The 26422-nt window shown below is 73.1% G+C and carries 24 protein-coding genes and 1 tRNA gene; 7 read left to right on the forward strand and 18 right to left on the reverse strand.

What is annotated here, in order from left to right:
* Positions 1–43: 43 nt before the first annotated feature.
* Positions 44–118, forward strand: a tRNA-Val gene (locus SGA01_RS24660).
* 57 nt (positions 119–175) lie between these two features.
* Here the strand turns inward: SGA01_RS24660 and SGA01_RS24665 are convergent.
* The 3 genes from SGA01_RS24665 to SGA01_RS41175 all read right to left on the reverse strand — a co-directional run bounded on the left by SGA01_RS24665 (position 176) and on the right by SGA01_RS41175 (position 2010).
* Complete coding sequence (locus SGA01_RS24665; protein WP_141298569.1) at positions 176–454, reverse strand: TFIIB-type zinc ribbon-containing protein; 279 nt, start codon at positions 452–454, stop codon at positions 176–178.
* 46 nt (positions 455–500) lie between these two features.
* A complete protein-coding gene (locus SGA01_RS24670; RefSeq protein ID WP_141298570.1) occupies positions 501–1520 on the reverse strand; it encodes a phosphotransferase in 1020 nt (339 codons plus the stop codon).
* Positions 1521–1842: 322 nt separating this feature from the next.
* Entirely contained in the window at positions 1843–2010 is a 168-nt protein-coding gene (locus SGA01_RS41175) for a hypothetical protein (RefSeq protein ID WP_024758747.1), read from the reverse strand.
* A 551-nt stretch (positions 2011–2561) separates the two neighbouring features.
* Between SGA01_RS41175 and SGA01_RS24675 the strand changes: the two genes are divergently transcribed.
* On the forward strand, positions 2562–3746 hold the full coding sequence (locus SGA01_RS24675) for a serine/threonine-protein kinase (protein ID WP_141298571.1): 1185 nt from the start codon (positions 2562–2564) through the stop codon (positions 3744–3746).
* Between the two features lie 101 nt (positions 3747–3847).
* Here the strand turns inward: SGA01_RS24675 and SGA01_RS24680 are convergent, their stop codons facing one another.
* From SGA01_RS24680 to SGA01_RS24715, 8 genes are all read right to left on the reverse strand, one after another.
* Positions 3848–4666 (reverse strand): TrmH family RNA methyltransferase, encoded by an 819-nt coding sequence (locus SGA01_RS24680; protein ID WP_141298572.1) that lies wholly within the window; start codon positions 4664–4666, stop codon positions 3848–3850.
* Positions 4667–4741: 75 nt separating this feature from the next.
* The gene (gene cobA / locus SGA01_RS24685) at positions 4742–5983 is read right to left on the reverse strand and encodes a uroporphyrinogen-III C-methyltransferase (protein WP_141298573.1); all 1242 of its coding nucleotides are present in this window, start codon (positions 5981–5983) and stop codon (positions 4742–4744) included.
* A 239-nt stretch (positions 5984–6222) separates the two neighbouring features.
* Complete coding sequence (cobT, locus tag SGA01_RS24690) at positions 6223–9798, reverse strand: nicotinate-nucleotide--dimethylbenzimidazole phosphoribosyltransferase (RefSeq protein ID WP_141298574.1); 3576 nt, start codon at positions 9796–9798, stop codon at positions 6223–6225.
* Between the two features lie 306 nt (positions 9799–10104).
* Entirely contained in the window at positions 10105–11382 is a 1278-nt protein-coding gene (cbiE, locus tag SGA01_RS24695; protein WP_141298575.1) for a precorrin-6y C5,15-methyltransferase (decarboxylating) subunit CbiE, read from the reverse strand.
* A gap of 72 nt (positions 11383–11454) precedes the next feature.
* The gene (locus tag SGA01_RS24700; protein ID WP_141298576.1) at positions 11455–12090 is read right to left on the reverse strand and encodes a GNAT family N-acetyltransferase; all 636 of its coding nucleotides are present in this window, start codon (positions 12088–12090) and stop codon (positions 11455–11457) included.
* A 246-nt stretch (positions 12091–12336) separates the two neighbouring features.
* Positions 12337–13200, reverse strand: coding sequence for a MetQ/NlpA family ABC transporter substrate-binding protein (locus SGA01_RS24705; RefSeq protein ID WP_055644515.1), 864 nt, complete (start codon positions 13198–13200; stop codon positions 12337–12339).
* 92 nt (positions 13201–13292) lie between these two features.
* Entirely contained in the window at positions 13293–13961 is a 669-nt protein-coding gene (locus SGA01_RS24710; protein WP_055644514.1) for a methionine ABC transporter permease, read from the reverse strand.
* The gene (locus SGA01_RS24715; RefSeq protein WP_141298577.1) at positions 13958–15016 is read right to left on the reverse strand and encodes a methionine ABC transporter ATP-binding protein; all 1059 of its coding nucleotides are present in this window, start codon (positions 15014–15016) and stop codon (positions 13958–13960) included. Before SGA01_RS24715 ends, SGA01_RS24710 begins: the two co-directional genes overlap by 4 nt.
* A gap of 657 nt (positions 15017–15673) precedes the next feature.
* Between SGA01_RS24715 and SGA01_RS24720 the strand changes: the two genes are divergently transcribed.
* Complete coding sequence (locus tag SGA01_RS24720; RefSeq protein WP_141298578.1) at positions 15674–16036, forward strand: hypothetical protein; 363 nt, start codon at positions 15674–15676, stop codon at positions 16034–16036.
* A 2-nt stretch (positions 16037–16038) separates the two neighbouring features.
* Positions 16039–16476, forward strand: a complete 438-nt coding sequence (locus tag SGA01_RS24725) for a hypothetical protein (RefSeq protein WP_141298579.1) — start codon at positions 16039–16041, stop codon at positions 16474–16476.
* Positions 16477–16504: 28 nt separating this feature from the next.
* Here SGA01_RS24725 and SGA01_RS24730 read toward each other — a convergent pair whose 3' ends face one another.
* From SGA01_RS24730 to SGA01_RS24740, 3 genes are all read right to left on the reverse strand, one after another.
* Positions 16505–16999, reverse strand: a complete 495-nt coding sequence (locus SGA01_RS24730; RefSeq protein ID WP_055644510.1) for a GNAT family N-acetyltransferase — start codon at positions 16997–16999, stop codon at positions 16505–16507.
* Between the two features lie 37 nt (positions 17000–17036).
* Positions 17037–17708 carry a sigma-70 family RNA polymerase sigma factor gene (locus SGA01_RS24735; RefSeq protein ID WP_229918033.1) on the reverse strand — a complete coding sequence of 224 codons (672 nt, stop codon included), beginning with the start codon at positions 17706–17708 and terminating at the stop codon, positions 17037–17039.
* Positions 17709–17820: 112 nt separating this feature from the next.
* Positions 17821–18999 (reverse strand): glycerophosphodiester phosphodiesterase, encoded by a 1179-nt coding sequence (locus SGA01_RS24740; protein ID WP_141298580.1) that lies wholly within the window; start codon positions 18997–18999, stop codon positions 17821–17823.
* A 222-nt stretch (positions 19000–19221) separates the two neighbouring features.
* Between SGA01_RS24740 and SGA01_RS24745 the strand changes: the two genes are divergently transcribed.
* Entirely contained in the window at positions 19222–19893 is a 672-nt protein-coding gene (locus SGA01_RS24745; RefSeq protein ID WP_055646436.1) for a lysophospholipid acyltransferase family protein, read from the forward strand.
* Between the two features lie 78 nt (positions 19894–19971).
* Here SGA01_RS24745 and SGA01_RS24750 read toward each other — a convergent pair whose 3' ends face one another.
* The 3 genes from SGA01_RS24750 to argH all read right to left on the reverse strand — a co-directional run bounded on the left by SGA01_RS24750 (position 19972) and on the right by argH (position 23661).
* A complete protein-coding gene (locus tag SGA01_RS24750) occupies positions 19972–21516 on the reverse strand; it encodes an MFS transporter (protein WP_141298581.1) in 1545 nt (514 codons plus the stop codon).
* Positions 21513–22064, reverse strand: a complete 552-nt coding sequence (locus SGA01_RS24755) for a TetR/AcrR family transcriptional regulator (protein WP_141298582.1) — start codon at positions 22062–22064, stop codon at positions 21513–21515. Before SGA01_RS24755 ends, SGA01_RS24750 begins: the two co-directional genes overlap by 4 nt.
* A 166-nt stretch (positions 22065–22230) precedes the next feature.
* A complete protein-coding gene (argH, locus tag SGA01_RS24760) occupies positions 22231–23661 on the reverse strand; it encodes an argininosuccinate lyase (protein ID WP_141298583.1) in 1431 nt (476 codons plus the stop codon).
* A gap of 188 nt (positions 23662–23849) precedes the next feature.
* Here argH and SGA01_RS24765 point away from each other — a divergent pair, with 188 nt between their 5' ends.
* The gene (locus SGA01_RS24765) at positions 23850–25079 is read left to right on the forward strand and encodes a hypothetical protein (RefSeq protein WP_141298584.1); all 1230 of its coding nucleotides are present in this window, start codon (positions 23850–23852) and stop codon (positions 25077–25079) included.
* Between the two features lie 95 nt (positions 25080–25174).
* A complete protein-coding gene (locus SGA01_RS24770; protein WP_141298586.1) occupies positions 25175–25867 on the forward strand; it encodes a L,D-transpeptidase family protein in 693 nt (230 codons plus the stop codon).
* A gap of 17 nt (positions 25868–25884) precedes the next feature.
* Here the strand turns inward: SGA01_RS24770 and SGA01_RS24775 are convergent, their stop codons facing one another.
* Entirely contained in the window at positions 25885–26421 is a 537-nt protein-coding gene (locus SGA01_RS24775; RefSeq protein WP_141298588.1) for an arginine repressor, read from the reverse strand.
* Between the last annotated feature and the right edge of the window lies 1 nt (position 26422).

Raw genomic sequence — 26422 nt, forward strand, 5'->3', positions numbered from 1 at the left:
CACGCAGCACGTAGTATCTTCGAGTACGACGTGTGCACCACCCGCGCGATTAGCTCAGCGGGAGAGCGCTTCCCTGACACGGAAGAGGTCACTGGTTCAATCCCAGTATCGCGCACCATCTGAAGAAGCCCCCGACCGCAGCTCGCGGTCGGGGGCTTCTTCGTGCTCCGCACGCTCAGGAGGAGAAGAGCATCCGGCCGAAGCCGCGCTGGCGGTAGTGACCGCCGTGGTGACCGCCCTGGTGCGGGGCGCCCCAGGCGGGGGCGGCGGGGGCGGGCTGCGCCGGGTAGGCCTGCGGCGGCGGCGCCTGCTGGGTCCACTGGGACTCCAGGCGGGTCAGGGCCTCCAGCTCGCCGAAGTCCAGGAATATGCCGCGGCAGCCGCTGCACTGCTCGATCTGGACGCCGTTGCGGTTGTACGTGTGCATGGCCGCATGACACTTGGGACACTGCATGCTCGGCTCAACTCCCTGACATTGCCGTTCGAATGGTGGCTTCACCTTACGTGGACGCCGAAGAAGCCGAATCGGTTCGATGTCCGGCAATCCGCCCACAGGTGTCGATCATCACGTCCTCGACCTCGTCGAGCGGCCGGCGCTCGGCCGTGGACTTGGCGACGGCCAGGGCAGCCGTCTGGACCGTCAGGGCCCGGGCCGGGACGTCGAGTTGGACCCACGGATCGGCTCCGACGGCCGGCCCCTCCGCCTCCTGGTACGCGCCGAGGAAACGGGACCACACCTCCGGCGGCAGGATGCCCGCGGCGAACCAGGCCGCGGGGCGGGCCAGATCCCACGCGGGATCGCCGAGGCCGAGGTCGTCGACGTCGATGAGCCGCCAGGGCCCGTCGCCGACCGGCCGGGGCTCGCGCACCAGTTGGCCGAGGTGGAAGTCGCCGTGACAGAGCAGCCGGGGGCCCGGCGCCCCGCCCCCGGGGATCGTGCGCCAGGCGCTCAGCACGGTGGCGGCCGCCGGGTGGTCCGGCGCCGCGCGGCGCATCCGGTCCACCGCGAGCGACACCTTGAGCGGGGCCCGCATCGCCGGGAGCCGGAGGGCGAGCTCCGGCGGGGGCGGCGTGCGGTGGAGCAGGGCGAGGAGCCGTGCCGCGTCCTCCCAGGGGGCGGCGTCGGGGTCGTCCGGGGCGACGGGCGATCCGTACGGCCAGACCGTGATGGGCCGGCCGTCGGGTTCGGCGCCGCCATGCGCCGGGGCGGGGATCGGGAGCGGGAGTGGCGGCAGGAGGACGCCGGCCGCGTCGGGGTGGGCGGCGAGGGCAAGGCGGGCGCGGTGCGCCTCGGGGTCGGTGTCGGGCGCGTGCGCCTTGGCGACGAGCGGCCCGTGGCGCACGACGGTCCCGTCGTCGCGGTCGGCGAGCACTCCGACGAGGCCGCTCGCGCAGTGGCAGGGGGCGCCGGGGCGGTGAGCGGCCGCGCGGGCGACGGCGGCGAGCCGGTCGAGCCCGTCGGCACGGGCGGGCCGACCGGGCGGCGTCGGGGCGGGCGAGGGCGGGGCGGCGGGGTCCACGCGGGGAGCGTACGCGCCGCTGTGGGCGCGACTGCAGCGGGGAGCGGCTCGGGAGAGTCGGTCCGGAGAGCTGGTCCGGGGAGCTGAGTCTGAGAAGCGGTCCGGGAAGCCGGTCCGGGGAGCGACCCGGCGAGCCGTTCCGGGGAACTGGTTCCGGGGAGCGGCTCTGAGAGCTGGTCGGGGGAACCGGTCCGGGAAGCGCGAAGGCCGGTCAGCTCCCCAGCTGACCGGCCTCACGCTGCCGTCCGCCACACCCCCGTCCCCACGGGGTTGATGGCCGGATGTCCCCGACCCGGGCCGCTCTCCCGGGTCCGGGCGCTTTTCAGCGCCCCAACATCACGCCCACGGACGACGCCTGTGTGACCACCGCTTCCCAGCCGCCGAAGACGACCACGAGCAGGGCCGCGAGAGGGAGGACCATGGCCGTGGCCACCAAGGGGTGACGGCGGCCCGAAGGGCTGGTGGTCGACCGCGGTGCCGTGTAAGCCATGGTTCCTCTCCTGTCGTGGTTGGCGCGGCGGGTACGTGACCTCGGGGGACGAGTGCTGCACCCGCCGCTGACAACAACACTAGGGATCGGGAGGCCCCCGGACGTCATGCCCGCGTACCGACTTGCGGGCCTCCCGGAGGATGACGACCCGCCCCACGGAGTACTCCCCTGGGTGGAGACGGGCGCCCGGAAGTGGGGGTCTTCCCGGAGGGGTCGACCCCGCCCCGGAGGCCCGAGCCGCGGGCGTCGGGGGGTATCGGGCAGGTCACCGGGCGTGACATCGCTCACTTCGCCGGAGGTCGTCCTGATCTCAGGGTCCCCCGAGCCCTCCCCAGGGCCCGGGAGTCGCCCTCCGAGCCGTCGCGGGGTTCTCGCAGCCCTCCGTCAAGTGATCGACGGCGAAAGGGGGTTGGGGAGGAGATCGAGTACGCCCCGCCTCCTTCCGTACCCTTCAGCACTGACAATCGATCCCGGTGCGAGGGCGCGGCCTATGAGCACGTTCGGGCGCCACTACGTAAGCTGTGCCACGTCGAACGGACGAGGGGACGGACATGGCGATGATGCGGCTCCGGCGCGAGGATCCGCGGATCGTCGGGTCGTTCCGGCTCCACCGCAGGCTGGGGGCCGGCGGGATGGGGGTCGTGTACCTCGGGTCCGACCGGCGCGGCCAGCGCGTGGCGCTCAAGGTGATCCGGCCCGACCTGGCCGAGGACCAGGAGTTCCGGTCCCGCTTCGCCCGCGAGGTGTCCGCGGCCCGGCGGATCCGCGGCGGCTGCACGGCCCGGCTGGTCGCCGCCGACCTGGAGGCCGACCGCCCCTGGTTCGCCACCCAGTACGTGCCCGGCCCCTCCCTGCACGACCGGGTCGCCGAGGAGGGCGGACTGCGCGCCGCCGACGTGGCCTCCATCGGGGCCGCGCTCTCGGAGGGCCTGGTCGCGGTCCACGAGGCCGGGGTCGTCCACCGCGACCTGAAGCCCTCGAACATCCTGCTCTCCCCCAAGGGCCCCCGGATCATCGACTTCGGGATCGCCTGGGCCACCGGGGCCAGCACGCTCACCCACGTGGGTACGGCCGTGGGATCGCCCGGCTTCCTCGCCCCGGAGCAGGTGCGCGGCGCGGCCGTCACCCCGGCCACGGACGTGTTCTCGCTCGGCGCCACCCTCGCGTACGCCGCGATGGCCGACTCCCCCTTCGGGCACGGGAGTTCGGAGGTCATGCTCTACCGGGTCGTGCACGAGGAACCGCAGCTGCACGGCGTCCCGGACGCGCTGGCCCCGCTGATCCGGGCCTGTCTGGCGAAGGACCCGGAGGAACGTCCCAGCACGCTCCAGCTGTCGATGCGGCTCAAGGAGATCGCCGCCCGCGAGGCCCAGGGCCTGCCGGTCTCGCGTCCCCCCGTCCAGCGGGAGCGGACCGAGGAGCGGAACCCCGCCCGGCCGACCGAGCGGTACACGGAGCGGGACACCCGCGGCCACGGTCCCGAGCGGGACGCGGAGCGCGAGCAGCGAGGTCAGGCGCGGGGCGCGAACCCGGCCTCGCGGCCCTCCGCGGGGCCGCGCACCGGCGGCTCGCGAGCCCCCCAGTCACGTCCCGGCACCCGGCCGGGCGCCCGCTCGACGTCCACGGGACGCCGTCCCGCCAACCCCCGCCTACTGCGCCAGCGGCTCTTCGTCTTCGTCGTCGTGACACTGGTCGTGGCCCTGGGCATCGCCGCCGCACAGGCCTTGCAGGGCTAGACAGCAGGCGGGAAAAGCAACAAGCCGACCAGGGGTCGTGAGACCCCGGTCGGCTTGCGGCTCATGGCCGGGAGGTCGTCGGACCTCTTCCGTTCCCGCCGTCAGGAATCCGGGCGGCCCGTCGCCACCGCGTAGAACGCGACCGCCGCCGCCGCGCCCACGTTGAGCGAGTCGACGCCGTGGGCCATCGGGATACGGACCCACTCGTCGGCCGCGCGCAGCGCCTGCGTGGTGAGGCCCTCGCCCTCCGCGCCGAGCATCAGCGCCACCCTCTCCAGCCGGTGCGGGGCCGCCTCGTCGATCGACGTCGCCTTCTCCGCCGGGGTCAGCGCGAGGAGCTTGAACCCCGCTTCCCGGACCACCTCCAGGCCGCGGGGCCAGGTGTCCAGGCGGGCGTACGGGACGGAGAAGACCGCGCCCATCGAGACCTTGACGGAGCGTCGGTAGAGCGGGTCCGCGCAGTCCGGGGAGAGCAGGACGGCGTCCATGCCCAGGGCGGCGGCGCTGCGGAAGATGGCGCCGATGTTGGTGTGGTCGTTGACCGACTCCATGATCACCACTCGGCGGGCGCCGGCGAGCAGCTCCGTCGCGTCCGGGAGCGGCTTGCGCTGCATCGAGGCGAGGGCCCCGCGGTGCACGTGGTAGCCGGTGACCCGCTCGGCGAGGTCCGGCTGGACCGCGTACACCGGCGCCGGGACCTCGTCGATGACGTCGCGCATGACGTCCACCCACTTGGCGGAGAGCAGCATCGACCGCATCTCGTAACCGGCCTGCCGGGCCCGGCGGATGACCTTCTCGCCCTCCGCGATGAACAGGCCCTCGGCGGGCTCGCGTCTGCGCCGGAGCTCGACATCGGTCAGGCCGATGTAGTCGCGCAGGCGCGGGTCGTCGGGGTCGTCGATCGTGATGAGTTCGGCCACGGGGTGATACTGCCTTGTCCGGGGTGTGGTGCCAATGGGGTGCGACGGCTGGTGACAGGTTTCAGTTACCTGTGGTTACTTCACCAGCTTGCCGGGGCCCTCGGTGACGACGTCACCGATGACGATGACGGCCGGCGGGCGGACCTCCTCGGCCTTGACCGTCTCCGCGACCGTGGCGAGCGTGGCGTCCACCCGGCGCTGGGTCGCCGTGGTGCCCTCCTGGACGAGCGCCAGCGGCGTCTCCGGGGCCTTGCCGTGGGCGATGAGCGCCTCGGCGATCTTCCCGATCTTGTCGACGCCCATGAGGATCACCAGCGTGCCGGTGAGCTTGGCGAGCGAGGCCCAGTCGACCAGGGAGCGCGGGTCGTCCGGGGCGACGTGCCCGCTGACCACGGTGAACTCGTGGGCCACGCCCCGGTGGGTGACCGGGATGCCGGCCGCGCCCGGGACCGAGATCGAGCTGGAGATGCCGGGGACGACCGTGCAGGCGATGCCCTCGACGGCGAGCGCCTGGGCCTCCTCCATGCCGCGGCCGAAGACGAAGGGGTCGCCGCCCTTGAGCCGGACGACGGACCGGCCCGCCTTCGCGTGCTCGATCAGCGCGTTGTTGATGGCCTCCTGGGCCATGAAACGGCCGTACGGGATCTTGGCCGCGTCGATCACCTCGACGTGCGGGGGCAGTTCGTCGAGGAGGTCGCGGGGGCCGAGCCGGTCGGCGATGACCACGTCGGCCTCGGCGAGGAGCCTGCGTCCGCGGACGGTGATCAGGTCCGGGTCGCCGGGGCCGCCGCCGACCAGGGCGACGAAGGGGGTACGGGAGCGGTGCGCGGGCGCGGCGAGGGAACCGTCCCGGAGGCCCTCGACGATCGCGTCGCGCACGGCGGCGGAGCGGCGGGGGTCGTGGCCGGTGAGCACCGCGACGGTGACGCCCGCGTCGCGACCGGTGGCCGGGGTCCAGGCGGTGGCCGCCTCGGCGTCGTCGGCGCGCACGCACCAGGTGCGGGTCCGCTCGGCCTCGGCGGAGGCCGCGGCGTTGGCGGTCGCGTCGGTGGTGGCCACGAGCGCGTACCAGGTGTCGGCGAGGTCACCGTCCTCGTACCGCCGCTTGGTCCAGCGGATCTCGCCCGCCTCGGCCATCGCCTCCACGGAGGGGGTCGCGGACGGGGAGATCAGCGTGATGTCGGCGCCCGCGGCGATCAGTGCGGGCAGCCGGCGCTGGGCGACCTGGCCGCCGCCGAGGACGACGACGCGGCGGCCCGCGAGACGGAGACCGACGGGGTAGGCGGGGTGCGCCGCGTGCTCGGTGTGCTCGGCCATGGGTGAGCGGCTCCTCGGAGGGGCTGTGCGGGTGCGGGCCGCTGCTGCGGTGAAGCGGCTGGTGAGGGTGGGCGGGAACGCCTGGTGCCCACGATATCGGGGGTGCGTGGCCGTCACGCTGTGACGGATCTCCCGGTCGGTGCGTCCGTGCCGCGTCCGTGCGTGGGGGACGCCCCCGGGAGGGGCGCTCCCGGCGCGTCTCCCACGCCCTTGCCGGGGTGGGAGACGCGTCGGTGGTGCTACTTCTCGGTGACTCCGGCCGAGTCGAACGTGGCCACCTCGTGCATCGCGCGGGCCGCGCTCTGCACCAGGGGCAGGGCGAGCAGGGCTCCCGTGCCCTCGCCGAGACGCAGGTCGAGGTCGACCAGGGGGCGCAGGCCCAGCTTGTTCAGGGCCGCCACGTGGCCCGGCTCGGCGCTGCGGTGGCCGGCGATGCAGGCCGCGAGCGACTCCGGGGCGATCGCACGGGCCACCAGGGCCGCCGCGCCGGTGGAGACGCCGTCGAGGATCACCGGGGTGCGCAGCGAGGCCGCGCCCAGGATCAGGCCGACGAGGGCCGCGTGCTCCAGGCCGCCGATCGCCGAGAGGACGCCGATCGGGTCCGCCGGGTCCGGCTTGTGCAGGTCGAGGGCGCGGCGGACCACGTCCACCTTGCGGGCGTGCGTCTCGTCGTTGATGCCCGTGCCACGGCCGGTGACCTCGGCGGCGTCCACCCCGGTGTACACGGAGATGAGCGCGGCGGACGCGGTGGTGTTCGCGATGCCCATCTCGCCGGTGAGGATCGCCTTGTTGCCCGCCGCCACGAGGTCGCGGGCCGTTTCGATGCCCACCTCGATCGCCGCCAGGACCTCGTCGCGGGTCATCGCGAGACCCGTGGTGAAGTCGCCGGTGCCCGGGCGGACCTTGCGGGGAAGGAGACCAGGGGTGGCCGGGAGCTCGGAGGCGACGCCCACGTCGATGACGCAGACCTCGGCGCCGACCTGGTTCGCGAAGGCGTTGCAGACCGCTCCCCCGCCGAGGAAGTTGGCCACCATCTGGCCGGTGACCTCCTGCGGCCAGGGCGTGACGCCCTGGGCGTGGACCCCGTGGTCGCCGGCGAAGATCGCCACGGCCGCGGGCTCCGGGATCGGCGGAGGGCAGACCCGGGCGAGGCCGGAGAGCTGCGCGGCGATGATCTCCAGCATGCCCAGGGCGCCCGCGGGCTTGGTCATGCGCTTCTGGCGCTCCCAGGCCTCGCCGAGCGCCTTGGCGTCCAGCGGGCGGATGTTGGCGACGGTCTCCTGGAGCAGGTCGTGCGGCTCCTCGCCGGGCAGGGCGCGGCGGCCGTACGTCTCCTCGTGGACGACCCAGGCCAGCGGGCGGCGCTTGGACCAGCCCGCCTGAGCCAGCTCGGGCTCGTCGGGGAACTCGTCGACGTAACCGACGCAGAGGTACGCGACCACTTCGAGGTGCTCGGGCAGGCCGAGGGTGCGGACCATCTCGCGCTCGTCGAAGAAGCTGACCCAGCCGACGCCGAGGCCCTCGGCGCGGGCGGCGAGCCAGAGGTTCTCGACGGCGAGCGCGGAGGAGTACGGGGCCATCTGCGGCTGCGTGTAGCGGCCGAGGGTGTGGCGGCCGCCCCGGGTGGGGTCGGCGGTCACGACGATGTTGACCGGGGTGTCGAGGATGGCCTCGATCTTCAGTTCCTTGAACTGCTTGGCCCGGGCCTTCGGCAGCGACTTGGCGTACGCCTCGCGCTGCCGCTGGGCCAGCTCGTGCATCGTCTGCCGGGTCTCGGCGGAGCGGATGACGACGAAGTCCCAGGGCTGCGAGTGGCCGACGCTGGGGGCCGTGTGGGCGGCCTCCAGGACGCGGAGCAGCACCTCGTGCGGGATCGGGTCGGAGCGGAAGCCGTTGCGGATGTCGCGGCGCTCGCGCATCACGCGCAGGACGGCCTCGCGCTCGGCGTCGTCGTAGCCGGGCGCCGGGGCGGTGGGGGCGACCACCGGGTCCTCGTCGGTGACGACGAGTTCCTCGGCGAGGATCGGCTCCTCGCCGGCGGTCGGCTCCTCGGCGGCCGGGTGCTCGTCCGTGCCGGTGAGCTCTTCGGTGGCGACGAGTTCGTCGGCCACCGGCTCCTCCTCGGTGACGGCGAGCTCGTCGGTGGCGGGGAGTTCGGCCGTGACCGGGAGCTCGGCCGGGACGACGACGGCTTCGTCGGTGGCCGGAAGTCCGTCGGTCGTCGGGAGTTCGGCCGTGGCCGGGAGCGGCTCGGCCGGGACGACGGCTTCGTCGGTGGCGGGGAGTTCGTCGGCCTCGACCAGTTCCGCGGCGTCCACGAAGCCCTCGGGGTCCGTCTCCGCCTCGGTCACGGCCTCGGGCTGTGCCGCCACCGTGTCGGTGGGCTCGGCGACGACGGGCTGCTCCGGCTCTTCGGGCGTCACGGGTTCGACCGCTGCCGCCACCTCCGCCTGGACCTCTGCCTCGGGCTCGGCCTGCGCCTCTGCTGCGGGGGCCTGCTCGGGCAGGGGCTCGGGGGCGGCCTCCGCCACGACGGGGGTCTCCACCGGGGCCTGCTCCACCGGAGCCTCGGCCACGACGACGGCCTCGACGGCCGGCTCGGCCGGGATCTCCACGACGGGCTCCGGCAGGACCTCTGCCTCGGGCGCGGGCGCGGGGGCCTCGGCGGCGGGCTCGGCCTCGCGCGGCGCGGGCACGGTGGCCTGGGCCTCGGCCGGCTCCGGCTGCGGCTCGGGGGCCACGACGGGCTCCTCCTCCGCCGCCGGCGCCTCGGGAGCCACGGCCACGGGAGCCACGGGGGCCGCCGCGGCCTCGACGGGCTCCTCGGCCGGCGTCGGGGCCAGGTGCGGGGCCGTCGGGACGGAACCCTCGACCTGGACGAACTGTCCGGTCGGCGGGACGACCGTTTCTGCGGGGAGGACCGGCTCGGGCGCCACGGCCTCCTGCGGCTGCGCGGCCCACGGCTCGGCGCCCTGCGGCGCGAGCTGCTGGTCCTGGGGGATGTCGAAGTACTCCGGGCCCGTCGTCGGCGGTCCCGGGTTCCTCACGGGCATCGGCGCGGGTCCGGTGGCCACGACCGGCGCGGGCTGCGGAGCCTGGGCGGGCGCGGCGGCCGGGCCGCGGTCGGCGAGCGACAGCACGACGCCACCGGTGACCTCGGGCACGGGCGGGCCCATGTGCAGCGGGCGCCGGGCGGGCGGCGGGGTCGGGGCGCCGACGGGCGGCGGGACGCGGACGCCGCCGAGGTCGACGGAGCCGGTGTCACGGCCCGCGGCCTCGTGGGCGCCGGTGTCGAGAATGCCGGGCTCGTAGCCATGGTCGGCGAGGACGGGCTCCTGCGCGGCGACGGGGACGCCGTGCGCCGGGGTGCCCTGGGCGGGCATGCCGTGCACGGGAGTGCCGTGCACCGGGGTCCCGTGCGCCGGGGTGCCGGCGGTCTGCGCCTGCGGCGGCGTCTGGCCCTGAGGAGCGGTCAGCACGTCGGCGAGGACGAAGGGTTCCGGGAGCGGGCCCGTGAGCGGGTCGACCATCGGGGCCGCCGGCGGAGCGGCGGTCACGGGCGCGGCGCCCTGGTGCGGGACCACGGGGGGCGCGAGCGGGGCCGGTACGGCCACCGGCGGCGCGGGTGCCACGCCCGGCGGGTGCTCGCTCCAGGCGCCCTGGGCGCCCGGCATGAGAAGGATGTCGTCGTCCTCGGCTGCGTGCTCGGAGGGGTCCAGGAAGGTGTACGCGCCCGGTGCGGGGATGCCCGGCTGCTCGACCATGCCTGCGTTCTCCGGCAGTCCCTCGCCCGAGACCTGGCCGGTGTCCGTCATGCGTACCCCTCGCCCATCGCTTGTGCTTCCTTCAGACCTGCGCCCGTCGAGAACAACGAGCGCACGCGCCGCGCGGCACGAAGGACGCGCGGACACCCACTCATTGTCGCGGCCCTCGGCCGTCGTGGCAGGCAGATCCGCCACGGCGGGCTGTGGACTGCGCCACGTCGCGCGGTCCCCCCTTTGCTGCGTACCACATCGGCGAGCCGGAACGGCCGCCGATTCGAGACATTCGAGAAGTAAACGCCGAACGCCCGGTGCGGTACAACAATCGGCCAGCCTACCTGTCCCCGTGGAGCGGCGGGGTCACGGGGCGCTGTCGCTCCTGCGTCCGGCCAGCAGGAAGACCACCGAACGCTCCCGCTCCGACCAGTCGTCCGGGTCGAGCCCGACGGTCTGGAGGAGGAGGCTCTCGACGGTGTAGCCGCCGTCGGCGAGCGCGGTGCCGACGGCCTCCGCCTCGTCGCGTGTGGACGCGTGGACGACGATGCGCTCGGGACGCCGGTCGGTGCAGGCGGTGACGACGGGGACGCCGCCGGCCGCGATGCGGACGACGTCCGGTTCGGGCAGGTTCTCCAGGACGTGCGGCGCCCGGCCGTGGACGGTCTGGAGGGGTACGCCGTGGCGGCGGGCGGCCGCCTCGGTGCGGGCGCAGGCGTCGAGGTCGGTGTCCACCGCGATGACGGCGGCGCCGAAGCGGGCCGCCTCGACGGCGAAGGCGCCGCCCGCGCAGCCGATGTCCCAGACGAGGTCGCCGATCCGGGGGCCGAGGCGGGCCAGCTGGGCGGCGCGCAGCGCCGGGTCCTCGCCCGCGCCGGGCCTCGGCGGGGCGGCGCCGGTGGGCCCGGGGCCGTATCCCCGGGGGCCGTGCCCCTCGGGGGCGTACTCCTCGGCGGGCAGCCCCCAGCCCCGTACGGACCGCACGGCCGGGTCCAGGCCCATCAGCCAGGGGGCGGCCGGGGTGCCGCCGCCCGCCCCGCCCACTCCCCCGATGACGAGGACGACGTTGGGGTCGCGCCAGGAGTGGTCGGCGGCCCTGTCGGAGGTGAGGACGGAGACCCGTTCGCGGTCGGTGCCGAGCTCCTCGCAGATGACGAAGGTGCGGTGGACGCCGTCGAGGAGGAGGGCGAGCTCGGCCGGTCCGGCGCCGGGCGAGGTGAGGACGGCGACCTTGGGGTGGGCGCGGCAGACGTTCACGGCGCGGCGCAGGGTGCGCTGGTGGGCGACGACGATCCGGGCGTCCTCCCAGGGCATCCCGGCGCGGGCGAAGGCGGCGGCGACGGAGGAGACGGCGGGGACGACCTCGACCTCCAGGCCGTGCTCGGGGGCGCGCAGGGTGCGGACGACGCCGAAGAAGCCGGGGTCGCCGTCGGCGAGGACGACGGCGGTGCCGCGGTGGCCCGCGATGCGGCGGGCGGCGAGGTCGACGCTGCCGAGGCGGACGCGTTCGGCCGCGGGGGGCACCTCGGGCAGCGCCAGGTGGTGGGCGGCGCCGGCCACGAGGGTGGCGGCCGACAGTGCCGATCTGGCCGCCGCGGTGAGGGGCGAGCCGTCCCAGCCGATCACCGTGACCCGGTCGGCCATCGTCGTCTGTCTCCTGTGGTGTTGTCGCAGGTCGGGGGCGTGCCGAGCGTACCCCGGGTCGGCCGCCGGGGCTCAGCTCCAGTCGGTGTACGAGGAGTATCCGGCCTCGGCCATCTGGTCGGCGACACCGTCGAGGTCCTCGGGGAGGAGGCCCCAGACGATGAAGTCGGTGCGCAGCTCGGTCCAGCTGCCGTCCTCGGTACGGGTGCGGGCTATGCAGGCGTTGCGCAGGACGCCCTCGCTGATGCAGCCGATCTTCTGGGCGACCTGCTGGGAGGCGGTGTTGTCCGCCGCCGTGCGCAGTTCGAGGCGCTCGAACTTCTGGTCGCCGAAGAGCCACTGGGCGGTGGCGAGCGAGGCTTCGGAGGCGTATCCCTCGCCGCGGGCCCAGGGGGCGACGATGTAGGAGAGCTCGGTGGAACGCACGCGCCAGTTCGTGTTGCTCAACTGGACGATGCCCACGAGCCGCTGGGTGAGGAACTCGGTGACGGCGAGGTCGAGGCCCCGGCCGGCGGTGCGTTCGGTGGGGGCGTACTCGGTGATCCAGCGGCGGGCGGCGTCCTCGGTGTACGGCTGGGGGACGGCCGTCCAGGCGCCGACCATCTCGTCGTTCATCATCTCGGCGAGCGCGGGGGCGTCGCCTTCTTCGAGCGCGCGCAGCACCAACCGGTCCGTGTTGATGGAGATGTCCGGAAAGGTGGTAGTCATGCTCAGCTCCATGCCGTGGACCGTCCGAATCGACCGTGAACGCACAGCATGCAGCATGCGGCCGTCGGCGCGCATGGCCGGGTGGGGTGTGGCGAAGGCCCCGCGCACCGGACGGGGTGCGGGGGGCCTTCTGCACAAGAACTGTACGAGGGAACCGGTCTGACGGTTCCTCGGATGCCGTAAGCCTTGCTCGGCGCCGTGCTCGGTGCCTTGCTCGGTGCCTAACTTGGCGCCTTGCTCGGTGCCTTACTTGGCGACGGCTCCGAAGGCCGGGATGACCGAGCCCTTGTAGGTGTCCTCGATGTACTTCTTCACCTCGGGCGAGTTGAGGAGCTTGGCGAGCTTCTGCACGCGGGCGTCCTTCTCGTTGCCCTCCTTGACGGCGAGGAAGTTGGCGTACGGGTTGCCTTCGGCCTTCTCCAGGGCGATGGCGTCCTTGGCCGGGGAGAGCTTGGCCTCGATGGCGTAGTTGCCGTTGATGACGGCGGCGTCCACGTCGTTCAGGGCGCGGGGCACGGTGGCGGCCTCCAGCTCCTTGAACTCCAGGCCCTTCTTGTCGGTGATGTCGGAGAGCTTGGCGTTGGTGCCGACACCCGGCTTGATGGTGATCAGGCCGTTCTCGGCGAGCAGCTGGAGCGCGCGGCCGCCGTTGGTGGTGTCGTTGGGGACGGCGATGGTCTGGCCCGCCTTGATGTCCTTCACCGACTTGATGTTCTTGGAGTAGAGGCCCAGCGGCTCCAGGTGGACGTTGACCACCGGGACGATGGTGGTCTTGTTCTTCTGGTTGAAGTCGTCGAGGTACGGCTTGTGCTGGAAGAAGTTGGCGTCGACCTGGCCGGACTGGGTGGCGGTGTTCGGCAGGACGTAGTCCGTGAACTCCTTCACCTCCAGCTTCAGGCCTTCCTTCTCGGCCAGGTTGTCCTTGACGAAGTTGAGGATGTCGGCGTGCGGCGTCGGGGACGCGGCGACGACGAGCGGCTTGGAGGTGTCGCCGGAGCCGGCCGAGTCCTTGGCGGAGGACGGGTCCGAGGAGGTGCCGCAGGCGGTGAGGCCGAGGGCGAGGGCGGCGGTGGCGGCGATACCGGCGGTGAGCTTGATGTTCTTACGCACGAAGAGTGCCTCTTTCCGGTGGTGCGGTGGACGCCTGGACAACAAGTCCGGGCTGTTCTTCGAAGGACGAAGTCTGGGTGGCCGGGGAGCCGTTACGCGGTACGGCCCCGGCGGGCGAGGAGTCGGACGACTCCGTCGCCGATGAGCTGGACGACGGTCACGATCAGGACGAGGACGACGACCGTGACGAGCATGAACGTCGTGTCGAAGCGCTGGTATCCGTAGGTGACGGCCTTGGAGCCGAGGCCTTCGCCGCCGACCGCGCCGGCCATCGCCGAGTAGCCGATGAGCACGATCACCGTGGTGGTGACGCCCGAGACGAGCGAGGGCAGGGCCTGCGGGAGCAGCACCTTGCGGACGATGGTGGGGATACCGCCGCCCATGGCCTGCACGGCCTCGACGAGCCCGTGGTCGACCTCACGGATCGCCGTCTCGACGAGTCGCGCGAAGAAGGGGATGGCGCCGATGGCGAGCGGCACGATCATCGCGGTGGGACCGATGAAGGTGCCGACGACCAAGGTGGTGAAGGGGATCAGGGCGATCAGCAGGATGATGAACGGGAGCGAACGCCCGATGTTCACGATCGCACCGACGATCTTGTTCACCGGCCGGTTCTGCAGCAGTCCGCCCTTGTCCGTGAGGACGAGGAGGATGCCGAGCGGCAGGCCGCCGAGCACGGTGACGACGGTGGCCCAGAGGACCATGTAGAGCGTGTCGACAGTGCCCTGCTCGAGGAGGGGCTGCATCTCCGACCAGGTCACTTGGCACCTTCCTTGGCCAGTACGGGCACGGTGTCCGCCACGGCTGCTTCTTCGGCTTCGACGAGTTCGACCTGGAGGCCCTGCTCGCGCAGGAAGCCGACCGGGACGACGTTGTCCTCGTAGCGTCCGGGGAGCTCGATCCGCATCCGGCCGATCTGCTTCCCGCCCACCGTGTCCATCGCCGCCCCGAGGATCGAGATGTCGATGTTGTAGGTGCGGGCGAGCTGGGAGATGACCGGCTGGGTCGCGGACTCGCCCTGGAAGGTGACGTCGACGACCGTGCGGTCGGGGCCGGTGGGGGCGCCGCTGACCGGGAAGAGCTCGGCCGCCAGCTGGGAGCCGGGGGTGGCGAGCAGTTCGGTGACGGTGCCGGACTCGACCACGCGGCCGCGCTGCATCAGGGCGGCGGAGTCGCAGATCGTCTTGACGACGTCCATCTCGTGCGTGATCAGCAGGACGGTGAGGCCGAGCTGCTGGTTGAGGTCGCGCAGGAGCTGGAGGATCGAGCGGGTCGTCTCCGGGTCGAGGGCGCTGGTGGCCTCGTCGGAGAGGAGGACCTTGGGCTCGCCGGCGAGGGCGCGGGCGATGCCGACGCGCTGCTTCTGGCCGCCGGAGAGCTGGCCCGGGTAGGACTTGGCCTTGTCGGCGAGGCCGACGAGGTCGAGGAGTTCGAGGGCGCGGCGGGAGCGCTCGGCGCCGGAGACACCGAGGATCTCCAGGGGGAGCTCGATGTTGTCCTTGACCGTGCGGGAGGACAGCAGGTTGAAGTGCTGGAAGACCATGCCGATGCTGCTGCGCGCCCGGCGCAGGTCCTTCCCGGCGCGGCGGCCCTTTCCGGCGAGTGCGGTGAGGTCGACTCCGTCGACGGTCACGGTGCCGGAGGTGGGGCGCTCCAGGAGGTTGACGCAGCGGATGAGCGAGGACTTGCCGGCGCCGCTCTGGCCGATCACGCCGAAGACCTCGCCCTCGCGGACGTGCAGGTCGACGCCGTCCAGAGCGGTGACCTGGCGGCCGCGCGACTCGTAGACCTTGGTCAGGCCCGAAGTGGTGATCACAGGGTTTCCGTCACTGTCGAGTGCGCGGCGCGGGGTCCGCCGGGCACGGGGCATTCGTCGTTCGGACAGTCAGGCGCACGGAGGCCGTCCGGCGGATGGCCGGGGGCAGCGGGTGCGCGGGGCAGGCACGGTCCGCCGCCGGATGGCGGGAGGATCGGCGCGGCCGTCGAGTCTCGCTTCGGGGCGCGAGACGCTGTCGGGAGCCCTCAGAAGGCGCACATTCGACACATACAACGAGCACCGGGCGTCGTGATCGCCTCGGTCGCAAGGATGCGGCTGCTCGTCGTGGTCATGTCTGCAAGTAAAGCATGCGCACTCGCGAACGAAAGGGGGGTGTCCGAATACCGGACGCCGCTGAGACGACATGCGGACGCCCGACGGGCGCGGGCGGGGGCCGAGGGGAGGCCGCTCCCGCCCGGTGTGGCCTGCGGGGACGGGTCGGGTCGGGGGATGCCGGCGGTGCGGTTCGGGGGCGGGTACGGGCCTCGGGTGTGGCCAAGGCCACGGTCCGCGCACCCGGCACGCGCCGGGCCGCGTATCGGGGAGTCTCAAGGGGCGGGGACGGGAGCAATACGAAGGCGGAGGCGAGCGTCGAGGCGAGCGCGGAGGCGGGGGGCGAGCGCATCGGGCCTTTCGGACCGTAATACCCTCGGGCGCATGCTCGACGCCCTGACGGTCACGGTCTCCGTGACCGCGCTCGCCCTCGCCGCCTGGTGCGGCTTCGCCGCCTTCCGGGACCAGCCGACCAAGGACTGGCACTTCATCGGTATGGCCGTCGTGACCTTCCTGGTCCTGACCCAGCTGGTCGTCGGCATCGTGCAGCTGGTGCGCGGCGAGAAGGCCGAGGAGGGCACGACGATCTTCGTCGCCTATCTGCTGGGCGCGCTGTGCGCGGTGCCGATCGCCGGGTTCATGTCGCTCGCGGAGCGCAGCCGGTGGGGTTCGGCGACGGTGGCCGCCGGTGCGGTCGTCCTGGCCGTGCTCGAAGTGCGTCTCTACGACATCTGGACGGTGGGCTGACCATGACCGGGACGCAGGAGAGGACAGCGGAGGGCAAGCGGACCCGTCTCGTCTCGGGCCCGGGCATCCTGCTCGTCTGGCTGTACGGCGTGATGTCGGTCGGCGCGGTCTCCCGCTCGATCTACCAGATCGCGACCGAGTTCGACCGGGCGCCGCTCGCCTACGGCCTGTCGGCGGTGGCCGCGGTCGTCTACGCCTTCATCACCTACACCCTCGTACGGGGCGGGGAGGCGGCCCGCAGGGCGGCGCTGGTCTGCTGCGCCGCCGAGCTCGCGGGCGTGCTGATCGTGGGGACCTGGACGCTGGTCGAGCCGTCCGCCTTCCCCGACGCGACGGTCTGGTCGGACTACGGCTACGGCTACCTCTTCATTCCGGTCCTGCTGCCGCTGACCGGAATCTGGTGGCTGCGGAGGTCGCGCGCGGTGACGACCGCCGCCTGAGGCGACGGTCCCGACGGCCGCCGCGTCCTCAGGCGGCGGCCTTCTCCAGGGTCACCAGGGTGAGCTTGGGGCCCAGCTCGCGGGCCGACACCTGGGCGTACCCCTTGCTGCGGTAGAGCCGCAGATTGCCCTCGCTGCGGTGGCCGGTGAAGAGCTGGAAGCGCTTGGCGGAGGGTTCGGCGGGCGCGGTCGCGGCGGCGAAGTGGCGCTCGATGCCGTCGAGGAGGCGGCTTCCGAGGCCGTGGCGCCGCATGCGCGGGTGGACGATCAGCTTGGCGATGTGCACCGTGCCGTCCTCGTCGAGGCGGGCCCGCACCGAGGCGACGACCTCGTCGCCGAGCCGGGCCACCAGGCCGTAGCCCTCGTCCAGTTCGGCGCGCAGGGCGTCGAGCGGCTGGGTGAGCGGTTCGATGGACCAGTCTCCGTACAGCTCCGCCTCGCTCTGGTAGCAGAGGTACTGCAGCTTCAGGATGTGCTCCGCGTCCTGCGCGTCCGCTGCTGAGATGGTCACACTCAGGCCCATGTGTGCACGCCTCCCGCTCATGTGGTTCGCCGTCGGTTTATCGCACCCTTCCCCGTCGGCCGGGGGCGGGAACCTCTGCAGCCAGCATTCTGCGCAGGCATCCCAGGCAACGGGAACGCATCGGCCCCAAACTGCCTTGTGAGATACCCAACTCTCCTGCGATTTCTCGGTAGGTGGGGTCCTGCGGATCGAGCATCGCGGTGAGCAGGCTCGGGCATCGGCCGGGGGTACGCGTGACGGCGGCGCGCAGGGTGCGGTGGCGTTCGGCGACGAGCAGGGAGGTCTCCGGGGAGCCGTGCGGTCCTTCGGTGTCCGGCGGCGGGGCGGGCTCGTCCTGGTAGGGGCGCTCCCGGTCGATGGTCCGGCGGGCGCGGCGGGCCTCGGCGCGGACGGCGCGGCGCAGCCAGTCGGCCGGTCGCTCGGGGGCGCCCGTCTCCTGGAGGCGCTCCAGGAGACGGAGCCAGACGGCCTGTTCGAGGTCGCCGGGGTCGATGCCGGCGGCCGGGGCCTCGGCGTCCGACTCGGCGGCGAGCAGCGGGGCGAGCGCGGCGAGGAGACCGGGGGTCGCGGCGTCGGCGGGGGGCGCGGCAGCGGCAGGGGTCTCTGCGACGGCAGGCTCCGGGGGCGTCCCGGGAGCCGGGGGCGCCTGGGGAACCGGTTGCGCCTCGGGGGCCGGCGCGGTCGTGGTGGTGGTCTCGGGGGTCGTCATGACCGGCACGATGTCCGGGTGCGCGGGCGCGGTTGCGGTACGGGGCGTAAACCACCCGGGAGGAGGTCGTGCGGCCCGGCGGCCGGGCCGAACGGCCCCCTCCCGGGAGCCGTCAGCCTCGGGTGGCGGCGGTGAAGTCCGCCGCGGCGAGCAGTGCCGTGTCGGGGTTGTCGGAGAAGATGCCGTCGATGCCCGTCTCCAGGTACCGCTTCAGTGCGCCGAAGGAGTCGCCGTAGGCCGTCGGGTCCGTGCCCCGGCGGAAGTCGGCGGGCAGGAAGCTGTTCTCGTTGCGGTGCGTGTACGGGTGGAGGACCAGGCCCTCGGCGTGCGCGTCGCGGACGAGGGTGGTCGGGGTGCCGAGGCGCCCGGTCGCGTCCTTCGGGATCACCAGGTCGAGCGTGGGGCCGATGCCCTGCGCGTACGAGGCGATCCAGCTCAGGCCCGCGGGCGTGACCAGGTCGGCGACCGTGCGCGGGTCCCCGGCCTGGACGAAGTCCCAGGGGCGGCTGCTCGCGGCGGAGAGCAGGACCACTCCCGGGGAGTCGACCAGCTTCGCCAGGCGCTGGATGCTGCTGGGCTCGAAGGACTGGAGGAAGACCGGGGAGTTCGCGCGGTGGCGTCCGTACCGGCGCAGGAGCTTGGCGAGCCGCTCCTCCAGGCCGAGGCCGAGGGAGCGGAAGTAGGTGGGGTGCTTGGTCTCGACGTGCAGCCAGACGTCGCGGCCCCGGCGGCGGCCCTCCTCCTCGGCCCAGCGCAGCACCTCCTCGAAGGTGGGGATCGTCCAGCGACCGTCGTAGAGGGTGTTCTCCTGCCGGGTGCCGGGGATCCGCTCCTTCGCCCGCAGGGTCTTGAGCTCGGCGAGCGTGAAGTCCTCGGTGAACCAGCCGGTGAGCGTGGTGCCGTCGACACTCTTGGTGGTCTTCCGGGAGGCGAACTCGGGGTGGTCGGCGACATCGGTGGTGCCGGTGATGTCGTTCTCGTGGCGGCAGACGAGGTGCCCGTCACGGGTGGGGACGAGGTCCTGCTCGATGACGTGGGCGCCGAGGTCGAGGGCGTGCCGGTAGGAGCCGAGGGTGTGCTCGGGGCGGTAGCCGCTGGCGCCGCGGTGGGCGATGACGGTGGGGACGGGGAGGGAGCGGTAGCCGTGGCCACGGCCGTGACCGTCGCCGCGGGCCTCGGCGGCCTGGGCGGTGCCCGTGGGGAGGGCCGTCGAGGCCCCCAGTACCGCCGCGGCTCCGGCCGCTCCGAGAACGGTCCGCCGTGCCGGCGTCCGGCGCTCGCCCTGGGTCATGAAGGCTCCTCGTGTGTGATGTCCCGCACCTGTCAACGGGGAGCTCCGACGCTAGGCAAGGAGGCCCTACAAAGGGCAGACCTGCGTCGAACATGGCGGAAACACGCGTCAACACCGTGTATCCATTCGGTGAACCCGATGTGCGTACGGCGGTGACCCGCGAGTATCGTCGCCAGCTGCACCGTCAGCTGGTCCGACCCCGCGCGTCACCCGGAGGAACCGTTGTCCCGTCTCGCGATCATCAAGGCAGTGCTCGGGCCGGTCATGCGCCTGATGTTCCGCCCCCGCGTGGAGGGCGCCGAGAACATCCCGGGGGACGGTCCCGTCATCCTCGCGGGCAACCACCTGACCTTCATCGACTCGATGATCATGCCGATCTGCCTGGACCGTCAGGTCTTCTTCATCGGCAAGGACGAGTACGTGACGGGCAAGGGCATCAAGGGCCGGGCGATGGCCTGGTTCTTCACCAGCGTCGGCATGATCCCGGTGGACCGGGACGGCGGCCGCGGCGGTGTGGCGGCGCTGATGACCGGGCGGCGGGTCCTGGAGGAGGGCAAGATCTTCTCGATCTACCCGGAGGGCACCCGCTCCCCCGACGGCCGGCTGTACCGGGGCCGTACGGGCATCGCGCGTCTCACGCTGATGACCGGCGCGCCGGTGGTGCCGTTCGCGATGATCGGCACCGACAAGATCCAGCCGGGCGGGGCGGGGCTGCCGCGCCCGGGCAAGGTGACGGTCCGCTTCGGCGAGCCGATGGAGTTCTCGCGGTACGACGGGATGGACCGCGACCGCTACGTCCTGCGGGCGGTGACGGACTCGGTGATGGCCGAGGTGATGCGGCTCTCCGGGCAGGAGTACGTGGACATGTACGCCACCAAGGCGAAGGCCGCGTGACCCTCTGACGCACATGACGGTGCCCCCGTACAGTCCTGCTGTACGGGGGCACCGTCACGTTCTCCACCAGGCGTGGCGTCAGTGCTCGACGCCGTCCTCCAGCTTCTGGCCCCGCAGCAGGAACCAGGCCGCGACCGCCGTCGCGAGGAGGACCGCGGCGCCGACGCCGGCCGCGATCCGCAGACCGTCGACGAACGCCTCCTGGGCGGCCGTGACCAGGGCCGTCGCGGTGTCCGGCGCGAGGGCGCCGGAGGCCTCGACCGCGCCGCCGAGCGACTCGTGGGCGGCCGACGCGACGTCGGAGGGGACGCCGGCCGGGGTGGCGAAGCCCTGGTAGACGCCGGTCACGATGGAGCCGAGGACGGCGATGCCGAGCGCGGCGCCGAGTTCGTACGCCGTCTCGGAGACGGCGGAGGCGGATCCGGCCTGCTCCTTCGGGACGCTGGAGAGGATCACGTCGGCGGTGACGGTGAACGCGAAGCCGGCGCCCACGCCGACCACGAGCAGGGCGGCACCGAGCAGCGGGTAGCCGGTCTGCGCGTCGAGCGTCGTCAGGACGGCGAGGGAGAGACCGACCGCCGCGAGGCCTCCGGCCACCACGGACCGTACGGAGAAGCGACGGGCCACGAGGCCCGCGATCAGACCGGCCGTGACCGCGCCGATCGCGGCGGGGAGCTCGGCGAGGCCTGCCTCCAGCGGCTGGCGGCCCTGGACCAGCTGGAAGAACTGGGACAGGAAGAAGACCAGGCCGGAGAGGCCGAGGATGGTCAGCAGGTCGGCGAGGACGGCGCCGGAGAAGCCGCGGTTGCGGAAGAGGCGCATGTCCAGGAGCGGCGCGGGCAGGGTGAGCTGCCGGCGGACGAACCAGGTCAGGGCGCCGACACCGGCGAGGGCCGCGACACCGGCGTCCAGGGAGAGGCCGTGCGAGGCCAGCTCCTTGACGGCGTACACGATGCCGATCATGCCGACGAGGGACAGGCCGACGCTGGGCAGGTCCCAGGGGCCGGGGTTCGGGTTCTTCGACTCGGGGATCAGCTTGATGCCGACGAGGACGAGGACCGCCATGACGGGCAGGTTGATGAGGAAGACCGAGCCCCACCAGAAGTGCTCCAGGAGGAATCCGCCGACGACCGGTCCGACGGCGGCACCGGCCGAGGCCATGGCGCCCCAGATGCCGATGGCGAGGCTGCGCTCGCGCGGGTCGTGGAAGAGGTTCCGGATGAGTGCCAGGGTGGACGGCATCAGGGTGGCGCCGGCGACGCCGAGCAGCGCGCGGGCCACGATCATCATCTCGGGGCTGGTCGCGTAGGCGTTCAGTACGGAGACCGCGCCGAAGGCCGTGGCGCCGATGAGCAGCAGCTTCTTGCGGCCGATGCGGTCGCCGAGGCTGCCCATGGAGACCAGGAGTCCGGCGATGACGAACGAGTAGACGTCACCGATCCAGAGCAGCTGGGTGCCGGAGGGCTTGAGGTCCTCGGAGAGGAAGGGGGTGGCGAGGCCCAGCACCGTGGCGTCGACCGCCACGAGGAGGACGGCCAGGACGAGAACGGAAAGGGCGAGCCACCGGCCGGGGCGGCGCACGCCCTCGATATGGTCCGGGTGCTTGATGGTGCTGATGCTCACTTCTCCACGCTCCTGCGCGCTCCGCCGAGCAGCAGCTCGACGATCATGTACTGGAAGTCCTTGGCGGCGACCCGGCCGTCCTGCACGGCCCAGGCTCCGGAACCGATGAGCCCGTAGAGGGCCTCGGTGAGCCAGGCGGGGGTCAGGTCGATCCGGAAGGTGCCCTCTTCCTGGCCGCGCCGGAAGAGGTCGGAGACCCGGGCGTCGAGGCGGGCCCAGCCTTCGTTCTGCTGGTCGCCCTCGAAGAGCTGGTTCTCGGTCACGAGGAACGACAGCAGGGGCGCGACGGGCTCCACCTCGGCGACGAGCCTTCGTACGGCCTCGTCCGCGGGACCTTCGCCGGTCCGGGCCCGGTCGTGGGCCGCCTCCAGCTCCTGGATCCCGAGCTCTTCGAGCGCCCGCACGAGCGCGTCCCGCCCGGCGAACTGCCGGTGCAGCGTGGCCCTGCCGATCCCGGCGGCCCGCGCGACCTCGTCCATGGTGGCGGTCGCCCTGCGGGAGAGCAGGGCGGCGGCGGCACGGAGCACCTGGGTGCGATCGACTGACATGAGACGACCATACACCGAATGAGACATCAATGTCTCACCTGATTACCTGATGCCTCATTGAACGTGACGAAAATTTCCGGAAGGCCCGATACGCGGGGAGACGACGACAGCGCCGCCGCCCGGGGCGGGCGGCGGCGCTGTGACGGCTGAGCGGGGGCTCTGCGGGCTACTTCTGCTTGGCGGTGGCCCAGGCGTGCTGGATCACCAGGTCCGCCTTGACCTCGACGAGCTGGGTGGCGACCGCCGAGGGGGCGGTGCCGCCGCGGCCGTCGCGGGAGGCGAGGGCGCCGGGGACGTTGAGGACCGTGCGGACCTCGGGGGTGAGGTGCTCGGAGATCTTGGCGAACTGCTCGTCCGTGAGCTCGTCGAGCTCCTTGCCCTCGGACTCGGCGACCTTCACGCACTCGCCGGCGACCTCGTGCGCCACCCGGAACGGCACGCCCTGCTTGACCAGCCACTCCGCGATGTCCGTCGCGAGGGAGAAGCCCGCGGGGGCCAGCTCCTCCATGCGCTCGCGGTTGACGGTGAGCGTGGCCATCATGCCGGTGAAGGCCGGCAGCAGGACCTCCAGCTGGTCGCAGGAGTCGAAGACCGGCTCCTTGTCCTCCTGGAGGTCGCGGTTGTACGCGAGCGGGAGGGCCTTGAGGGTGGCGAGCAGGCCCGTCAGGTTACCGATGAGCCGGCCCGACTTGCCCCGCGCCAGCTCGGCGATGTCCGGGTTCTTCTTCTGCGGCATGATCGACGAGCCGGTGGAGAAGGCGTCGTGCAGGGTCACGAAGGAGAACTCCTTCGTGTTCCAGATGATGATCTCCTCCGCGATCCGGGAGAGGTTCACCCCGATCATCGCCGTGATGAAGGCGAACTCCGCCACGAAGTCACGGGAGGCCGTGCCGTCGATCGAGTTGCCGACCGAGCCGCGCTCGAAGCCGAGGTCCTTGGCGACCGCCTCCGGGTCGAGTCCCAGCGAGGAGCCCGCGAGGGCGCCGGAGCCGTACGGGGAGACGGCCGTCCGGGTGTCCCACTGCCGCAGCCGCTCGGCGTCCCGGGAGAGGGACTGGGCGTGGGCCAGGACGTGGTGGGCGAAGAGCACCGGCTGCGCGTGCTGGAGGTGCGTACGGCCCGGCATGGCGACGTCCGCGTGCGCCTCGGCGAGGCCGACGAGGGCGTCCTGGAGCTCGGCGATGAGGCCGCCGATGATGCGGGCGTGGTCCCGGAGGTACATCCGGAAGAGGGTGGCGACCTGGTCGTTCCGGGACCGGCCGGCGCGCAGCTTGCCGCCGAGGTCCGGGCCGAGCCGCTCCAGGAGGCCGCGCTCCAGGGCGGTGTGGACGTCCTCGTCGGCGATGGTGCCGACGAAGGAGCCGTCGGCGACGTCGCCCTCCAGCTGGTCGAGGCCCGCGAGCATGCGGGTCAGCTCGTCCTCGGTGAGCAGGCCCGCCTTGTGCAGCACACGCGCGTGGGCGCGGGAGCCGGCGATGTCGTACGGCGCGAGACGCCAGTCGAAGTGGACCGACGCGGACAGCTTCGCGAGGGCCTCGGCGGGGCCGTCGGCGAACCGGCCGCCCCAGAGCCGGACGTCACCGTTGTTGCTGCTCACTGCTGCTCCTCAGGAGGGTGGGTGTACGTGTGCGGGTCGCGCCGGGCGGCCATCGCTCGCCCTCTGGTAGGCATAACTATGCGATGCACCGTATGTTTTGTCAATCTGGTGGCCGGCGGGCCGGCACCCGCCCGGTGATCCCGATAATTCAGGCGCGTCCCTGAGACCCCCCGACCTAGGCTCCGGTCATGTCGAGCAGCGTGTACGAGGACGTCACCGAACGTCTCGCCCAGGCCCTGGTGGGGGCCGACCCCGGCGCGTGGGCCGAACTGGACGGGCAGATCCGGGGTCTGGTCCGGTGGGGCGGCCTCGTCCCGGCGCCCGGTGAGTGGCTGTCCGCCACGCCGCCCCGACAGCCGACCGTCCTCGAACTGGCCCTCGCCCTGTGCGACCCCGACGGCCGGGCCCGGGAGGCCGCCCTTCCGTATGCGGCCCACACCCCCGCGCTCCTCCCCCTGGTCGTGGTCCGGTGCGCCGACTGGGCCGAGCCCGTACGGGACCGGGCCCGGGCCCTGCTGTGCGCGCAGCTGCCGGGTCTCGCGCCCGAGGCGCTCGCCTCCGTGGCCTCCGTCGTCCTCCGGGAGGGCCGGCGGCTGCGCGGAGAGGCCGCGCGCGAACTGCTGACCGCGCGACTCCGCGAGGTTCCCGAGGCGCACCTGGCCCCGCTGCTCACCAGCGAGGAACGGGAGCTTCGGCGGCTCGCGCACCGGATCGCCGTCGAGCGCGACCTGCTCTCTCCCGCCCGGCTCGCCACGATCGCCGCCACCCACCTCGACGTGGTCGTCCAGGACATGTGCGCGAGCGCGGCGATCACCGCCGCGGGCGACACCGTCGACGAAACGGTCCTCGCACCCTTGCTGGGCTCCCGGAGCGGCCGCGTGCGGGCGGCGGGCGTGACGGCGCTGCGCCGGGCCGGGCGGGCCGCCGAGGCCGAGCCGTTCCTCTACGACCGCTCCGCGCTCGTCCGGGCCTGCGCCCGCTGGACCCTGCGGCAGGCGGGCACGGATCCGCTGCCGCTCTACCGGGCCGCCTGCGCGGCCGGGGACCCGACGCCCTTCTTCGCTCCGGTGGGTCTCGCCGAATGCGGCGACCGGGTCGCGGACGCGCCGGTGCTCTGGTCCCTGACCGGGCACGAGCTGCCCCGGGTGCGGGCCGGTGCCGTGGTGGGGCTGCGGCTGCTCGACGCCGTCCGGTTCCCGCGGCTCGTACCGCTGCTCGACGACAGTTCGCCCCGGGTCGTCCGCGAGACCCTGAAGGCACTGGCCCCCTGGGACGACCACCTTCTGGCCGGTACCCCGCCACCGGCACCACCCCCGGTACCCGTCGGCGTGCCGGTGGACGCACCTGTCCCCCAGCCGCGTTCATGGGTCCGACGGGTGCTCGGGATCGCCCGTCGGCGCGGGGCCGACCAGGGCTGAACGGCCGCCGCCGAACAGCCGCGCACGAGGGGCGCCGCCGCCGAACAGCCGCGCACGAGGGGCGCCGCCGCCGGCTCCGGCCTAGCGTCGCACCCATGCGCGTCCTGCTCGTCCTCGGTGCCGCCCTGCTCTCCCTGGGCGCCGTACCCGTACCCGTACCCGCGCCGCTGCCCGCGCGGATGGCGGACACCGGCGGGGGCTCGCAGCTGATCACGGCCGAGGCCGCCCGCACGGGTGCCACCACGGGAACGCTCACCTGGTGGGACCGGCGCGGTGGGCGGTGGGTGAAGGCCGGATCCGCTCCCGCGCGCTTCGGCGCCCAGGGGCTCGTCGAGGGGGCGCGGCGGCGGCAGGGCACGAACACCACGCCGACCGGGCTCTACCGGCTTCCGTACGCCTTCGGGGTGCGGGCCCGGCCTGCCGGGACCCGCTTCCCGTACGTCCGGGTGACCGAGCGCTCCTGGTGGTGCCAGGACAACGACTCACGCGCGTACAACCGCCGGGTCGAGGGCCTGCCCCGGGACTGCCGGGCCACCGAGGCCGAGCACCTCGTCTCGTACGGCACGCAGTACGCGCACGCGCTCGTCATCGGCTTCAACTACGACCGTCCGGTGCGCGGGCGCGGAGCCGGGATCTTTCTCCACGTCAACGGTCGTGGGGCGACGGCCGGTTGCGTCTCCGTGCCGGCCGACGCCATGCGCGCGGTCCTCGCCTGGGCGGATCCCGCGCGCCGGCCGCACATCGCCGTCGGCACGCGGAGCGGTCCGACGGCGATCACCCGGTACTGACCCCGTGATACGTCAGGTCAGCGGTCCTTCTGCGCCAGGCGCAGCAGGTGGTCGGCGAGCGCCTGGCCGCCCGTCGGGTCACGGCTGATCAGCAGGAGCGTGTCGTCACCCGCGATCGTGCCGAGGATCGCGTGGAGTTCGGCCTGGTCGATGGCGGACGCGAGGAACTGCGCCGCGCCCGGCGGGGTCCGCAGGACCACCAGGTTGGCGGAGGCCTCGGCGGAGATCAGCAGTTCGCCGGAGAGGCGCCGCATGCGCTCCTCCTTGGCGGACTCGCCGAGCGGGGCCTGCGGGGTACGGAAGCCGCCCTCGCTGGGCACCGCGTAGATCAGCTCTCCACCGGTGTTGCGGATCTTCACCGCGCCGAGCTCGTCGAGGTCGCGGGAGAGCGTCGCCTGAGTGACGCTCAGCCCGTCGTCCGCGAGGAGCTTGGCGAGCTGGCTCTGCGAGCGCACAGGCTGGCGGTTGAGGATGTCGACGATCCTGCGGTGGCGTGCGGTGCGGGTCTGCGGAACGGACGGCCCGCCGTGCTCGTTCTCCTGCGCGTCGGTCATC

Origin of the sequence: Streptomyces gardneri (assembly GCF_006539185.1) — a bacterium.
GTDB classification, from domain to species: domain Bacteria; phylum Actinomycetota; class Actinomycetes; order Streptomycetales; family Streptomycetaceae; genus Streptomyces; species Streptomyces gardneri.

What these genes read in the sequence shown, in the direction of transcription:
- SGA01_RS24675 (WP_141298571.1), top strand. Translation starts at nt 2,562, where the DNA reads ATGGCGATGATGCGGCTCCGGCGCGAGGATCCGCGGATCGTCGGGTCG.
- SGA01_RS24665 (WP_141298569.1), bottom strand. Translation starts at nt 454, where the DNA reads ATGCAGTGTCCCAAGTGTCATGCGGCCATGCACACGTACAACCGCAAC.
- SGA01_RS24770 (WP_141298586.1), top strand. Translation starts at nt 25,175, where the DNA reads ATGCGCGTCCTGCTCGTCCTCGGTGCCGCCCTGCTCTCCCTGGGCGCC.
- SGA01_RS24725 (WP_141298579.1), top strand. Translation starts at nt 16,039, where the DNA reads ATGACCGGGACGCAGGAGAGGACAGCGGAGGGCAAGCGGACCCGTCTC.
- SGA01_RS24730 (WP_055644510.1), bottom strand. Translation starts at nt 16,999, where the DNA reads ATGGGCCTGAGTGTGACCATCTCAGCAGCGGACGCGCAGGACGCGGAG.
- cobA (WP_141298573.1), bottom strand. Translation starts at nt 5,983, where the DNA reads ATGGCCGAGCACACCGAGCACGCGGCGCACCCCGCCTACCCCGTCGGT.
- SGA01_RS41175 (WP_024758747.1), bottom strand. Translation starts at nt 2,010, where the DNA reads ATGGCTTACACGGCACCGCGGTCGACCACCAGCCCTTCGGGCCGCCGT.
- SGA01_RS24720 (WP_141298578.1), top strand. Translation starts at nt 15,674, where the DNA reads ATGCTCGACGCCCTGACGGTCACGGTCTCCGTGACCGCGCTCGCCCTC.
- SGA01_RS24755 (WP_141298582.1), bottom strand. Translation starts at nt 22,064, where the DNA reads ATGTCAGTCGATCGCACCCAGGTGCTCCGTGCCGCCGCCGCCCTGCTC.
- SGA01_RS24700 (WP_141298576.1), bottom strand. Translation starts at nt 12,090, where the DNA reads ATGACTACCACCTTTCCGGACATCTCCATCAACACGGACCGGTTGGTG.
- SGA01_RS24765 (WP_141298584.1), top strand. Translation starts at nt 23,850, where the DNA reads ATGTCGAGCAGCGTGTACGAGGACGTCACCGAACGTCTCGCCCAGGCC.
- cobT (WP_141298574.1), bottom strand. Translation starts at nt 9,798, where the DNA reads ATGACGGACACCGGCCAGGTCTCGGGCGAGGGACTGCCGGAGAACGCA.
- SGA01_RS24735 (WP_229918033.1), bottom strand. Translation starts at nt 17,708, where the DNA reads ATGACGACCCCCGAGACCACCACCACGACCGCGCCGGCCCCCGAGGCG.
- SGA01_RS24775 (WP_141298588.1), bottom strand. Translation starts at nt 26,421, where the DNA reads ATGACCGACGCGCAGGAGAACGAGCACGGCGGGCCGTCCGTTCCGCAG.
- SGA01_RS24740 (WP_141298580.1), bottom strand. Translation starts at nt 18,999, where the DNA reads ATGACCCAGGGCGAGCGCCGGACGCCGGCACGGCGGACCGTTCTCGGA.
- cbiE (WP_141298575.1), bottom strand. Translation starts at nt 11,382, where the DNA reads ATGGCCGACCGGGTCACGGTGATCGGCTGGGACGGCTCGCCCCTCACC.